11 protein-coding genes and 1 pseudogene are annotated in these 12,740 nt (G+C 57.2%); 6 read left to right on the forward strand and 6 right to left on the reverse strand.

Annotation, left to right across the window (positions count from 1 at the left end):
• Positions 1 to 30: 30 nt before the first annotated feature.
• Complete coding sequence (locus tag ACYZT9_RS13170; protein ID WP_462005913.1) at positions 31 to 687, reverse strand: MliC family protein; 657 nt, start codon at positions 685 to 687, stop codon at positions 31 to 33.
• A gap of 298 nt (positions 688 to 985) precedes the next feature.
• Positions 986 to 1,210 carry a YgdI/YgdR family lipoprotein gene (locus tag ACYZT9_RS13175; protein ID WP_462005914.1) on the reverse strand — a complete coding sequence of 75 codons (225 nt, stop codon included), beginning with the start codon at positions 1,208 to 1,210 and terminating at the stop codon, positions 986 to 988.
• Positions 1,211 to 1,418: 208 nt separating this feature from the next.
• Here ACYZT9_RS13175 and ACYZT9_RS13180 point away from each other — a divergent pair, with 208 nt between their 5' ends.
• From ACYZT9_RS13180 to ACYZT9_RS13200, 5 genes are all read left to right on the forward strand, one after another.
• Positions 1,419 to 3,086 carry a VRR-NUC domain-containing protein gene (locus ACYZT9_RS13180; protein WP_462005915.1) on the forward strand — a complete coding sequence of 556 codons (1,668 nt, stop codon included), beginning with the start codon at positions 1,419 to 1,421 and terminating at the stop codon, positions 3,084 to 3,086.
• Positions 3,083 to 5,362, forward strand: coding sequence for an ATP-dependent DNA helicase (locus ACYZT9_RS13185; protein ID WP_462005916.1), 2,280 nt, complete (start codon positions 3,083 to 3,085; stop codon positions 5,360 to 5,362). The genes ACYZT9_RS13180 and ACYZT9_RS13185 overlap by 4 nt, the downstream gene beginning before the upstream one ends.
• 128 nt (positions 5,363 to 5,490) lie before the next feature.
• On the forward strand, positions 5,491 to 6,441 hold the full coding sequence (locus ACYZT9_RS13190; RefSeq protein ID WP_462005917.1) for a zeta toxin family protein: 951 nt from the start codon (positions 5,491 to 5,493) through the stop codon (positions 6,439 to 6,441).
• Positions 6,442 to 6,448: 7 nt separating this feature from the next.
• Positions 6,449 to 8,368, forward strand: coding sequence for a hybrid sensor histidine kinase/response regulator (locus tag ACYZT9_RS13195; protein WP_462005918.1), 1,920 nt, complete (start codon positions 6,449 to 6,451; stop codon positions 8,366 to 8,368).
• A 94-nt stretch (positions 8,369 to 8,462) separates the two neighbouring features.
• The gene (locus ACYZT9_RS13200; protein WP_462005919.1) at positions 8,463 to 8,999 is read left to right on the forward strand and encodes a hypothetical protein; all 537 of its coding nucleotides are present in this window, start codon (positions 8,463 to 8,465) and stop codon (positions 8,997 to 8,999) included.
• Positions 9,000 to 9,057: 58 nt separating this feature from the next.
• Here the strand turns inward: ACYZT9_RS13200 and ACYZT9_RS13205 are convergent, their stop codons facing one another.
• The 4 genes from ACYZT9_RS13205 to ACYZT9_RS13220 form a co-directional block, all read right to left on the reverse strand.
• Positions 9,058 to 9,531, reverse strand: a complete 474-nt coding sequence (locus tag ACYZT9_RS13205; RefSeq protein ID WP_462005920.1) for a hemerythrin domain-containing protein — start codon at positions 9,529 to 9,531, stop codon at positions 9,058 to 9,060.
• A gap of 223 nt (positions 9,532 to 9,754) precedes the next feature.
• The gene (locus ACYZT9_RS13210; protein WP_462005921.1) at positions 9,755 to 10,069 is read right to left on the reverse strand and encodes a hypothetical protein; all 315 of its coding nucleotides are present in this window, start codon (positions 10,067 to 10,069) and stop codon (positions 9,755 to 9,757) included.
• A gap of 160 nt (positions 10,070 to 10,229) precedes the next feature.
• Complete coding sequence (locus ACYZT9_RS13215) at positions 10,230 to 11,573, reverse strand: cation:proton antiporter (protein WP_462005922.1); 1,344 nt, start codon at positions 11,571 to 11,573, stop codon at positions 10,230 to 10,232.
• A 46-nt stretch (positions 11,574 to 11,619) separates the two neighbouring features.
• Positions 11,620 to 12,231, reverse strand: a complete 612-nt coding sequence (locus ACYZT9_RS13220; RefSeq protein WP_462005923.1) for a Yip1 family protein — start codon at positions 12,229 to 12,231, stop codon at positions 11,620 to 11,622.
• 184 nt (positions 12,232 to 12,415) lie between these two features.
• Between ACYZT9_RS13220 and ACYZT9_RS13225 the strand changes: the two are divergent.
• Positions 12,416 to 12,559 (forward strand): annotated as a pseudogene (locus ACYZT9_RS13225) (CinA family protein); the annotation flags it as partial.
• Positions 12,560 to 12,740 lie beyond the last annotated feature (181 nt).

A 12,740-nucleotide genomic window follows, 5' to 3' on the forward strand; every position in this document is an offset into this window, starting at 1 on the left:
GCCAGCGGGACAGGGTGTCCCGTTGCGCGATCAGCCGGTCGGCTCGACCGTACAACTCAATTGCCCCGATCCCGGCATCTGGAAAAAAGCTTCGTTGCCGTTTTGCCAGAAGCTGTAGTTTCCCCGGTAATCCTTGCCGTTGTATTGGGTTGCGGAATCATTCGGCACCTGAATCAGGGTGACAGAGGTATTCGCCCATTTCAGGTACGCGACACGGGGCTCGACATTGAAGAAAGTGGCGGCAATCAACGCGTTGAACCCTGCGCACTGAAAGGCTACCGGGCCATCGGTGAGTCTGCTCGGATCCTTGGTTCGCGCAATCGCCGAGCCCTGACGAAGCTGGTGCGAACGCTCGGCATAACTGCGGATCGTGCAGGCCTTGGGATCTGCCTCGGCAGAGCACTGATTGCGGGTGTCGACCCAGAACCGCTGTTCGATCTCTACTTTGTCAGGACGCGGCACCGAATGATCGTCCGTTAGCGCCAAGCGATACAGGCGCGTCAGTTCAATATCCATCTGCTTCAGTTGTGGGGTGCGGCAGATCAGCTTCTCGACGGCTGCGCTGGCCGTGGCGCAATCGAAGCTGGTTGCCAGGACCGTAGAAGTCTCGGCATTCGTACAAATGCTCGTTGCCGCACACGCGCTGGCGGCGATGAGAGCGGCCAAAAAGGGCGTGACCATTTTCATGTCGGCTTCACCCGGATCATTTCGTGAGGCCCGTGGTGCAAGGGAAATCATGCATCGTCATTCGTTTACATGGGCTGTATCGCAGTTTAAGGCAGTGTGCGAAACCTGCCACATCGAGGAGGGCTCGGGAGGAACGATAACGCCGGTTGGGGTAGCGGGACAGCCTTCCTGGAGCGGGGATTATCATTTCCCGAAGTTGATTCGGAGCTTGCAATGGCCTCTTCGCGAGCAGGCTCCCACAGGATATACGCCAATCTTGTGGGAGCGGGCTTGCTCGCGAAGAACGATAACGCGGTCCTCAATCTTCCTTGCGCACCGTGGCCACATCATCGGCCTTGACCCTCACTTTCGCTCCGGAAATATCTTCGAACTCGTAAAAGCCATCCTTGGTATCGGCTTTCGGCATGTCCTTGGTCAAATACTGAGTGCCGTTCTGCAGCGTCACCAACGTTGGCGTTGAGCAACCGGCGAGGGCCAGAGAGGCCGCCACTGCCAGCGACAAACCTAGAGTCTTGATATTCATAACCACCTCACATCCTCCAAAAAAAAAGCGCGACTGCTGCAAATCCTTCAATCGTCACTGTACCTCTAAGGCGGTTGGTACAACGGATCAGCGGAAAGTTCGACGGGGGGGCCGAAAAACTTCGGAATCGCGCCGCCGCTTATCCTTTTCCGTTTGCACCAGGCAGGACGTTGCTGGTATCTGTACGCATAACCAGTACTTGTTTGCCATGGCCCTTTTTCCTGTGACCCCTAATCCGCTCAACGATCCGCTCTATTACTTGAACAACTTCATGCAAGTGCTTGATTGGCTTAAGCACCGCTATGCCGATGTGTTGACTATCGAGGAGCAAGGCTTCATCCGTGAGTTCAAACGGTTGCCCCGGGAATCCAGGGCGTTGCTGGTGCGCATGGTGATGCGCAGGGGAATTCACTTTCGGGCGAGCAAACTGCATTATCTGGAGATTGGCGACATCGCCAGCGCCGCCAAGCCATTGCTGGCACTGGGCTGGATCGATGAGCAGTCGCCGTTGTCACTCGAAACGTTGTTCGATGTGTTGCTCAAAGCGGAAATCGTGCAGTGCTTCGGCACCGCCATTGAACAGCCCAAAGGCAAAAAGGCCGACTGGCTTGCGGCCCTTAGCTCGCGGTTTCCCGACGCTTTCAGCTTTACCCATTGGTGCGCACCCTTGCAGGACCGGTTGTTCAGCCTGACCATCATGAGCCTGTGTGATCGTCTGCGCCTGATGTTCTTTGGCAATCTTTATCAGGACTGGTCGGAATTCGTGTTGGCCGACCTCGGCATCTTTACCTACGAAAAAGTCGAGTTCTGCGCCGAATCCCGGGGCTTGCGCAGTCGCGTGGATGTGGATGCCTGTCTGTTTCTCCACGAATGCCAGCAGCAGTTCGAGGCCGGAGAGGCAGTGGCGTACATTGTCGAGCAGATCAACGGGCTGACACTGACTAACCCCTGGTTGCAGAAACGGCGCGGCAAGCTGTTGTTCCAGATCGGTCAGCACTGCGAACGCATGGCGGATTTCTCCAATGCATTGATCATCTACCGCGACTGTACCTGGCCCGGTGCGAGGTCGCGGTTGATTCGTGTGCTGGAGCGCTGCGGCGAGTATCAACTGGCCATGGACCTCGCCACGGTTGCTGGCCAATCGCCGGAAAGTGCTGCTGAACAACAGCAACTGCTGCGTGTGTTGCCCAGGCTGCGGCGCAAACTCGGCGGGCCGCCAGTGAAACGCTCTTCCCCAAGAGAAATGCTGCGTCTGGATCTGCACCTGCCCAGAACCGATCCTGCGCTGTCGGTGGAGTTTTACGTACAGGCACATTTGGCGGAGGATTCGGCGCCGGTGCATTACGTCGAAAACAGCCTGATCAACTCGCTGTTCGGGTTGCTGTGCTGGCCGGCGATCTTCGCGCCCTTGCCGGGGGCGTTTTTCCACCCGTTCCAGCGTGGGCCTGTGGATTTGCATTATGAGGATTTCCATGCGCGTCGGGCTGATCTGTTTCAGGCCTGCCTCACCGAGCTCGATGATGGGCGTTACCACCAGACGATCCGGGAACGCTATGCCGCCAAGCGGGGCGTGCAATCGCCCTTCGTGTTCTGGGGCGCGTTGAGCGAGGAGTTGCTTGAACAGGCACTCGATTGCCTGCCAGCCGAGCACCTCAAACACTGGTTCAACCGTTTGCTGCTGGACATCAAGGCCAACCGCGCCGGCATGCCGGACCTGATCCAGTTCTGGCCGCAACACAAGACCTACCGCATGATCGAAGTCAAAGGCCCGGGCGATCGCCTGCAAGACAACCAGTTGCGCTGGCTCGAGTTCTGCCATGAACACCAGATGCCCGTTGCCGTCTGTTACGTACAATGGGCGGAGCAAGGCGCTTGAGCTATGGCATCGCGGTGCGGGCGTTGTGTGAGTTCACCGCCAAAGTCGGCGACCTCGACCTGCGCTTCACGCCATCGCCGACTGCGCTGGAAGGCATCGTCGGCCACCGGACGGTGGCGTCCCGGCGCAGCGACGGCTATCAGAGCGAAGTCGCGCTTGAAGGCCTGTATCAAACGTTGAAGGTCAAGGGCAGGGCGGACGGCTACGACCCGGCGCAAAACTGCCTGGAAGAAGTCAAAACCTACCGCGGCGACCTGAGCAAGCAACCGGCCAACCATCGTCAACTGCACTGGGCGCAGGCCAAGGTCTACGGCTGGTTGATGTGTCAGAAACTGGACCTGGCCCAGATCAACCTGGCGCTGGTGTACTTCGACATTGTCAGCGAAAAGGAAACCTGTCTGGTCGAGGCCTTCAGCGCTGAAGCATTGAAAGGGTTCTTCGAACACCATTGCCGGCTGTTCCTGCGTTGGGCGGAACAGGAAATGGCCCATCGCGAGGCGCGCAACGGCGCGGCGCAGCAACTGGCGTTTCCCCATGCCGACTTTCGTCCGGGGCAACGCCATCTGGCGGAATCAGTGTTCAAGGCCGTCAGCACTGGACGTTGCCTGATGGCTCAGGCGCCGACCGGCATCGGCAAAACCGTCGGCACGCTGTTTCCGATGCTCAAGGCTCTGGCGCCGCAGCAGCTGGACAAGGTGTTTTTCCTCACGGCGAAAACCCCCGGGCGCAAACTCGCGCTCGATGCGGCGCAGGTCATTCTCGACAGCGCCGCTACGCCGCCGTTGCGCGTCCTGGAAATGATCGCCCGTGACAAGGCCTGCGAGCATCCGGACAAGGCCTGCCATGGCGAATCCTGCCCGTTGGCCCAAGGTTTCTACGACCGCTTGCCGGCCGCTCGCCAAGCCGCCAGCGAGCTGACCCTTTTGAACCAGAACGCCTTGCGCGAGGTGGCGCTGAAGCACACCGTCTGCCCTTACTACCTGAGCCAGGAAATGGCCCGTTGGGCCGACGTGGTGGTTGCTGACTACAACTACTATTTTGATTTCAGCGCGCTGTTGTTCGGGCTGGCCCAGGCCAACAACTGGAAAGTCGCGGTACTGGTCGACGAAGCCCACAATCTGGTGGAACGCGGGCGGCAGATGTACAGCGCCAGCCTTGACCAGTCGACGCTCAACAGCGTTCGTGAAACCGCGCCCCAGCCGTTGAAGAAAGCCCTGCAGCGGGTCAATCGTGAGTGGAACGCCCTGCATGACCTGCAACTCGCAACTTATCAGGCGTACGACAAACCCCCGGAGAAACTGCTCCAGGCCTTGTCGTCATGCAGCGCGAGCATCGGCGATTTCCTCAACGATCATCCTCAGGGCCTGGACAGCGCCTTACAAAAATTCTATTTCGACATGCTGCAATTCTGCCGGGTTGCCGAACTCTTCGACGAACAGTTCCTGTTCGACATCAGCAAGCGCGACCTGGACCGCAAGCGCAACCTCTCACAGTTATGCCTGCGCAACGTGGTGCCCGCCGGTTTCATCCGTCCGCGCCTGACGGCGGCACGCAGCACTGTGCTGTTTTCCGCGACCTTGAGTCCGCGCCATTACTACGGGGATCTCCTCGGAACGCCAGCGAATACGGTTTGGATCGACGTCGAGTCACCGTTTCACGCCGACCAGTTGGAGGTCCATATCGTCAGCCGGATTTCCACTCGGTTTGTCCATCGACAGTCTTCTCTGGCGCCGATCGTCGAACTGATTGCCAGCCAGTTCACCCAGCGCCCCGGCAACTACCTGGCATTTTTCAGCAGCTTCGATTACTTGCAGCAAGTGGCACAGTTGCTGGCCGAGACACATCCACACATCAATCTGTGGTCGCAATCCCGAGGCATGGGGGAAGGGCAGCGTCAGGATTTTCTCGATCAGTTCACCGCGCACAGCCAGGGGATCGGCTTCGCGGTGCTGGGCGGTGCGTTTGGCGAAGGCATCGACTTGCCTGGGGCCCGGTTGATCGGCGCATTTATCGCCACCCTCGGACTGGCGCAACTCAACCCGGTCAATGAACAGCTGAAACATCGGATGGCAGCGATTTTCGGTGCCGGTTATGACTACACCTACCTGTTTCCCGGCGTGCAGAAAGTGGTTCAGGCGGCAGGACGAGTCATCCGCACCCAACAGGATCAAGGGGTGGTGATGTTGATCGATGACCGGTTTGGCGACAGCAAGGTCAAGCAACTGCTGCCGCGCTGGTGGTCGCTTGCGCCATCGATTTCGCCCTCTATCGAGTAGGATATTTTACCTTAAAAAGCATCGTCATACCTTGAAAGACTCACCCGTTTGAACAATGGGCGAATGACAGCTTTATTGATGAAGCGAGTGATCACTTTCGATCCCGTCTTTGATAAGGAAATCAAGGTATGTCCGAAGCACAGGTTTATGCGTACACCTCCGAACACGTCACCGCAGCCTTCGACGAAATAGAAGCGACTCTGTTTAATGGCATTACTGCCGAGGCGACGCCAAAAATACTGGTGGTTGCCGGGCTACAGGCGTCGGGAAAAACGTATCTGCTGGAAAAGACACTTTTACCGTCAAAGCGCTACGACAACTATGTTCGCTTGTACCTGCCCGAATACCGAAAAAAACACCCTTGTTACGCTGAGATGATCAAGCTCGGTGTTTTGCATGCGTACGAACACACGGAAGCGTTTGTCCGGGAGGTGAGTGCGAAGATCTTCACGCAGGCATTCGAAGGCAACTACAACATCATCATGGAGTGCGCGTTCGATAGCATTGATTTCGCGGCCTTTCCTCCAGAGGCAACGGCCGCCGGTTATCAGTTCGAGACCCATATCGTTGGCTGCACCCAAGAGTTCGCTCACATATCGAGCATCAAGAGAGCACTCAAAAACCTTGAAGACCAGGAATTGGAAAGGTTTCTGACAGGATCAACACTGGAGGCCAGTATGGGATATGCCCACGCGATCATCCTGGCTATCGAGACGGCCTCAAAAGCAATCAGCGGTTCGCAAATCACCGTGTACGAACGCGGGTTTGGCGTGTTGAAAGAGCGAGCGGTGCGGGGTCAGAGCACTTACACAAAAGCTGCTGACGGCTCAGTGAGCAAAACGACGACCTTGAGGCATTTTGAGCACATCGTTTACTCCCGGATCATTGATAACCACGTTTTTGCGGTGAATGGTCACCACGAAATCATCAAGGAGTGCCATCTGGCGCTCCTTAAGATAGCGGGCCAAATCCAGTATGTTCCGAGTTTCGTTTACAACGATCTGTACTCCTACATTGTCAGATATATAAACCGATATCCCGGTTTGTCGCATAATCCACAAAAAACAAGCATGACGTGAGGGCTCAATGAGCGAGGATCGAACCAAAGCCAACCCCATCGAGGACGGGCGTTTTCGCCTGTTGATTGATGCGGTGATTGACTATGCGATCTACATGATTGATCCCGACGGCATCATCTCCAGCTGGAACTCTGGTGCCAGACGCTTCAAGGGATATGAGGAAGCCGAGATTATCGGTCAGCACTTCTCGCGTTTTTATACCGAGGAAGACCGTGTCAAAGGGATGCCCCAACGGGCACTTGACACGGCGATTCGCGAAGGACGTTTCGAGGGGGAAGGCTGGCGGGTTCGCAAGGACGGCACGCACTTCTGGTGTCACGTGGTGATTGATCCGATTCTCGACCCGTCAGGCAAGTTGCTGGGGTTTGCCAAGATCACCCGTGACCTCACCGATCGCAAGATGGCCGAAGAAGTCCTCAAGCAGAGCGAACAGCAGTTCCGACTGTTGGTGCAAAGCGTCACGGATTACGCCATCTTCATGCTCGACGCTAATGGACGGTTGACCAACTGGAATCCTGGGGCTCAACGCATCAAGGGCTATTTGCCTGAAGAAGTGATCGGCAAGCATTTTTCGATGTTTTACACCCCGGAAGATCGCGAAGCCGGCGAACCGCAACGCACGCTGTCCATTGCCGTGCGTGAGGGCAGGTTCGAAAACAAGGGCTGGCGCATGCGCAAGGATGGCACACGATTCTTCGCGCATGTCGTAGTCGATCCGATCTGGGGCGACACCGGCACCTTGCTCGGGTTCGCCAAGATCACCCGGGATATCACCGAAGCGACTCTCGCCCAGCAAACCCTCGAACAAACCCGTGAAGCGCTGTTTCAGGCGCAAAAAATGCAGGCCATCGGGCAACTCAGCGGGGGCATTGCTCATGACTTCAATAACCTGCTGACAGTGATCCTTGGCAATCTGGAGATCGTTCGCAAGCGAGTAGGGGAGGATTCGAAAATCACCCGGTTGCTGGATAACGCTACGCAGGGTGCCCTGCGCGGTGTGTCACTGACCCAGCGCATGCTGGCCTTTGCCCGACGTCAGGAACTGAAAACCGAATCGGTAGAAATACCGACGTTGGTCGAGAGCATCACCGGCCTGTTGCGCAGCTCCCTCGGTCCTTCAGTGGTGCTGGAAACCCGTTTTCCGCCAGAAATCGAACCGGTGCTGGCCGACGTCAACCAACTTGAACTGGCGGTCCTGAACCTGGTGACCAACGCCCGTGACGCAATGCCCAATGGCGGAAAAATCCAGATCAGTGCGAGGTCTGAAGACGCTGTGGATCACTCCTCGCTCAACCTGATGTCCGGTCGTTATGTCTGCCTTGGCATAAGTGATACGGGGGAGGGCATGGATGAAGCCACCCGCACCCTGGCAATGGACCCGTTCTTCACCACCAAGGGAGTCGGCAAAGGCACGGGCTTGGGACTGTCGATGGTTCATGGCTTCATCGAGCAACTGGGTGGACGATTCGTTCTTAAAAGCCAGAAGGGCAAGGGCACCACGGCTGAAATGTGGTTACCTGTCGCGACACAGGGTGCAGTTGCCAAGTCTGTCCAAGAGGAAGCCGCACCGCCGGTGTCACGTTTGTGCGTATTGGTGGTGGACGACGACAGCCTTGTGCTGACCAGTACCTGCCTGTTGCTCGAAGATTTGGGGCACCGGGTGATCAGTGCGGTGTCCGGGGCTCAAGCGCTGAAGGTGTTCGACAGCGACCAGGCCATCGATCTGGTCATTACCGACATGGCCATGCCGCAGATGAACGGCGCGCAATTGGCGCAGGCAATAAGAAACCTCAAGCCGGACCTGCCGATCATCCTCGCCACGGGTTACGCCGAGCGGCTGGAAGGTTTTGCGACCAGGCTCCCGCGCCTGTCCAAACCTTTTAATCAACTGAATCTGGTGGAAATCATTGCATCGACGATGAAATGAGGTCCCCCCAGATGCGGCCCCTTGCAGCGTAAATCCGGCTGAACTTGTCTGCAGGCGTTTCTTCTAAACGGTTTCCACCCTGTGCGTGACTTTCGTGCCAAAAATACTGACTGAAGCTTCTGCTGAAGAAGTCCTGACCGAACACAACGCCAAGATGTTCGGCTCGCCCAAGGAACGCCTGGATTTCTACCGGCGGGAAATCCAGTACGAAACCAGCATTCTGGCCAATCGCACCGACGCCTACCTCGCGGCGCAATCGTTTCTGGTGATTGCCTTCGCGTCGTGCATGTCCAACCTCAATCCCGAGTGGGGCAAACTTTTCACCCTGGTGGTGCCGCCGTTTCTGGCATTGTTGGGGCTGCTCAGTTCGCTCAACGCCTGGCCTGGTATTCGCGCGGCGTACGACATCATCGATCACTGGCACTTCAAACAGAGTGAGTTGCTGCGCGCCGAACCTCTGATGGGACTCGCCTACGACGAGTCGCCGCTGTTCAGCGAGATGGAATCGACCCACAAGGGCTACCGCAAGTCGCTGCTGTTCTCGGTGCGCACACCCTGGATTTTCGCCACGTTCTGGGTATTGCTGGGCGGTTACGCGGTTTTCATCCAGGTCACAAACCCCGGCGGATGATCGTAGAAAAGCAAAAGGCCCGGCAAATGCCGGGCCTTTTTCGTGTGTGCCAATCCGATCAAGCTGCCAGATTGGCGGCCATTTCTTTCTTGTACTGCGCTTTCAAGGTTTCCATCTGCGCGCCCAATTCTTCCAGAGTGGCCTTGCCGAGCAACTTTTTAGCCTGAGGAAACATTTCCGATTCTTCCTCTTCGATGTGGTGCTCCAGCAATTCCTTAACCACTTTCACGCGACCGGCGAACTGCGGGGTGGACGGATCGGTGAGTTTCAAGTCAGGCAGCACCAGTGAATCAACCGTGCGGTGTTCTTCCTTGGCTTCGTAGTACATGACGTCCTGTTCCTTGCCGCCCGCTTTTTTGTACGCCGGGTACAGGACTTCTTCTTCGAGACGAGTATGGATAGTGATCTCCATCTCCAGCTTCGCCAGCAATTCGGTGCGTTTTTTAATACCGCGATCAGTGGATTCGCTTAGCTGGGTCAGGATGTCTTTTACGCGTTCATGGTCTGCTTGCAACAGGTCAATGGCGTTCATGGTCGAGTCTCTCAAATAGTCACGGGGATGAGCGCTAACGGTCTCAAGGCCGAAGGTCGCTCATAGACCTGGAGCATTTGTCGTGCCGGTTTTGCTACTGCGCTAAACCGCTTATAAATCAATAGGTTGAACAGGCTGATGGCGAACTGCACTCATGCAGGCTGCATGAGTTTGGAATTTGATTCATGCAGTTCGCGGATTCAGTTTTCGATTCGATCATTATTCACCGGATCTCGCTGGAGCAGGTGGCCGGGGATTCTTGTTTCGGCAAAGTGTGAGAGGGGGTCACAGACATCGGAATCGGCGGAAAATCTTCGTTGAGCACTCGCAAATGCTCGATGGCTTCCTCGAACTTCAGATCGGCCTTCCTGCGCAACGCCTGATAGCGATCAAACAACTCCCCGTCCAGACCGCCACCCTCCAGCAATTCAAAGGCGTTACGGCTCAGCATCTGGGCCTCTTCGAACATCTGACGGTTGCGTTCCAGGGCGAAGGCCCGGCAGGCTCTGATTTCATCGCGAGTGGAATATTGAATCATGGCCAACACCTTAATTTTTCAGTTTATTTTGTCAAAGCACCTACGCCACAGGTTTAAAAACCGTGCGCAATTAAACTTGTGACCGTCCGGTGCGTAAAAGGATTTCAAATTTATGAATGTGAAAATTGATAATTTTTGACGGAAACTCGCAGGCATCAAATCAAGTTTTTTGATTTTTGCGCTGTTCGTACCACGCCAGCATCGGTTGCGTGCTGATGCCATGGATAAGGATGCTCAGCGCGACCACCGACAGCGTCAGATCGGTGCAGAGCGTGGCAATCGACGGAGCCAGCCCATGGTTCAGGGCATAGAAAAGGTAATACAGGCTGCCGATGCCGCGTATGCCGAACCAGCCGATCAGCAGGCGCTGACGACCGTCCAGCAAGCCACGCCAAGGCAGGGCGATGACGCTCAGCGGTCGAATCACGCAGAACAACACGCCGCCGATCAATAGCGCTCGCCAGTCCCAGTGCGCAATCAACACGATACCGAGCAGCGTCACCAGAAACACTTCCATAGCCCGTTCGACCAAGCTGCCGAACGCGAGCATGTCGCCCATCATGATGGCCGCGGCGACCTGCGTTTCTTCGAGCTCTTCGGTATCGCCATGAACGGCCAGGTGCGGTTCGACATTCTGATGGCCGACCACCGGCTGTACCCGATGCTCGGCGGGCAGTTCGTCATCCCCGGTGGATTTGACCTCCTCATGGCGCAGGCCGAGGCCCGCAGCGAACACTGACAAAAAGCCGTAGCCATGAATCGATTCGGCACTGACGTAGGCCAGGGCGATCAACGCGAGGGCCAGGTAGTCGTTGGGTGAAAGGGTGCTGTCGTCATTTCTGATCCGCAGCGCCAACGTCACGCGACCAATGCCGCGCCCCATCGCATAGCCCGTGAGCAGACCGGCGGGGACGGCCCAGAGCAGACTGCGCAACGCCCAGTCGCCCAGCCAGCCGGGGTTGCCGTCGTGTTGCAACAGCAACAACCCGAGGATCACGAACGGAAAGGCAATTCCGTCGTTGAGCCCCGCTTCACCGGAGAGGCCGAATCGCACGCTGTCGTCATCCCGGGCGTCGTTGACCTGGACCAGCGCGGCCAGTACCGGGTCGGTGGGTGCCAGTATCGATCCAATCAACACGGCGGCGCCCCAGGACAGTCCAAAACCGTAGTGCAACAACAGGCAAACACCGGCAATGGTCAACACCATCACCGGGCCGGCCAGGCCGACAGCGATGCGCCAGTTTTTGTCCTTGAAGGGTGAGCGCAATTTCAGGCCACAGACAAACAACGAAAAGAGCACCGCCACTTCCGTCAGGTGCTCCATCCAAATGGAAGCGTCGACCAAGTCGAGTTTCAACAAACCGAGCGCCGCCGGGCCGATGGCGACGCCTAGCAAAAGGCACACCGCCGACGTGGTGACCGGCATCCAGCGCAGATACGACGAGGTCAATGCCAGTGTCAGCAGCACCGCACCCAACACCGCTACCCAGAGAATGAAGCTCATGCACAGTACTCGCCGGTCAGGTGCTGCGATGTGCGGCGCTGGGCGATCAACCGACGGTCGCGCGCAGGTATTCCGGCGTCAGCAGGTTGAACCACACCAGGATCATTTCCACCAGGATGGTGACCAGCACCAACAACCCGACGCCCCAGACGCACGCCGCGTTGAGCAGGCCCTGTTCCTTGCGCTCATGCATGAAGGTGGGCATGCCGACAAACAGCAGAAACGTCGAGTAAATCGAGGCCGCACCGAGGACGGTGATCGCCAGCCAACGGCTCGGGTACAGACCGGCAAAGCCTGCCAGGAAAAACGGGGTCACGGTGTACGCGGCAAATCCGATGCATTGATTGACCGTCGGCCGCGCGTCGAAGGTCCGCGACATCCAGCGAATGAACAACCCCATCAGTGCCACGCCGGCGACAATGGTCACGTACAGCATCACGCACAATTGCAACGCGCTACTGCTGCTGAGCTTCACCGTTTCATTCTCGGCCAGACTCCAGCCGACGTAGGTGGTCCCGATAAACAGGCACACAGGCGGGATCAACGCGAGCAACAGCAAATGAGCGAGGTAGTGGCGAGGATGGGCTTCCTCCTCCTTGCGGATATCCGTCCACGCGAAGTTCGGTTGGGTAAACAGCTTGATGATAGGTGCGGACATGACGACCTCCTGATCGAAGCGGCCCGTGACGGGGGCGCCTTAACCTATTGAGGGACGAGAATTGGCAGGGGTTCACTTTTTCTCGACGCAGCCGTGGCGTGGTCCGATAGAGGGAATGTTTGAAGGCAGTGAAGGTCAACCGAGCAGCTCTGTCGGGAAGATTGCCATGAACGTCAGCGAATCCGTGGTCTATTCCCCCGAAGCAAAGCAACGATTGCCCAACGTCAGCCCTGTCACCATCGAAACGTTCAACCTGACCAGTTGTGAAGTCGCCCGCGAAATGGCCGAGGGGGCGCTGCGCGACAGCACGGCCAATGTTGCCGTGGCGAAATCAAGTTCGCCATCCTTGAGCGAAACGGCAAGATTTCGGTGATTGCTCAGGAGTCGTCCCGAACAGCTTTTGTGGCGAGGGAGCTTGCTCCCGCTGGGCGGCGGAGCGGCCCCAAAACGTTGCCATTTTTGTGAGTGCTGCGCACTCAAGCGCGAGCAAGATCGCTCGCCACATAGTG

This window comes from Pseudomonas sp. ZT5P21 (genome assembly GCF_054897785.1).

What these genes read in the sequence shown, in the direction of transcription:
- ACYZT9_RS13170 (WP_462005913.1), bottom strand. Translation starts at nt 687, where the DNA reads ATGAAAATGGTCACGCCCTTTTTGGCCGCTCTCATCGCCGCCAGCGCG.
- ACYZT9_RS13175 (WP_462005914.1), bottom strand. Translation starts at nt 1,210, where the DNA reads ATGAATATCAAGACTCTAGGTTTGTCGCTGGCAGTGGCGGCCTCTCTG.
- ACYZT9_RS13180 (WP_462005915.1), top strand. Translation starts at nt 1,419, where the DNA reads ATGGCCCTTTTTCCTGTGACCCCTAATCCGCTCAACGATCCGCTCTAT.
- ACYZT9_RS13190 (WP_462005917.1), top strand. Translation starts at nt 5,491, where the DNA reads ATGTCCGAAGCACAGGTTTATGCGTACACCTCCGAACACGTCACCGCA.
- ACYZT9_RS13195 (WP_462005918.1), top strand. Translation starts at nt 6,449, where the DNA reads ATGAGCGAGGATCGAACCAAAGCCAACCCCATCGAGGACGGGCGTTTT.
- ACYZT9_RS13205 (WP_462005920.1), bottom strand. Translation starts at nt 9,531, where the DNA reads ATGAACGCCATTGACCTGTTGCAAGCAGACCATGAACGCGTAAAAGAC.
- ACYZT9_RS13210 (WP_462005921.1), bottom strand. Translation starts at nt 10,069, where the DNA reads ATGATTCAATATTCCACTCGCGATGAAATCAGAGCCTGCCGGGCCTTC.
- ACYZT9_RS13215 (WP_462005922.1), bottom strand. Translation starts at nt 11,573, where the DNA reads ATGAGCTTCATTCTCTGGGTAGCGGTGTTGGGTGCGGTGCTGCTGACA.
- ACYZT9_RS13220 (WP_462005923.1), bottom strand. Translation starts at nt 12,231, where the DNA reads ATGTCCGCACCTATCATCAAGCTGTTTACCCAACCGAACTTCGCGTGG.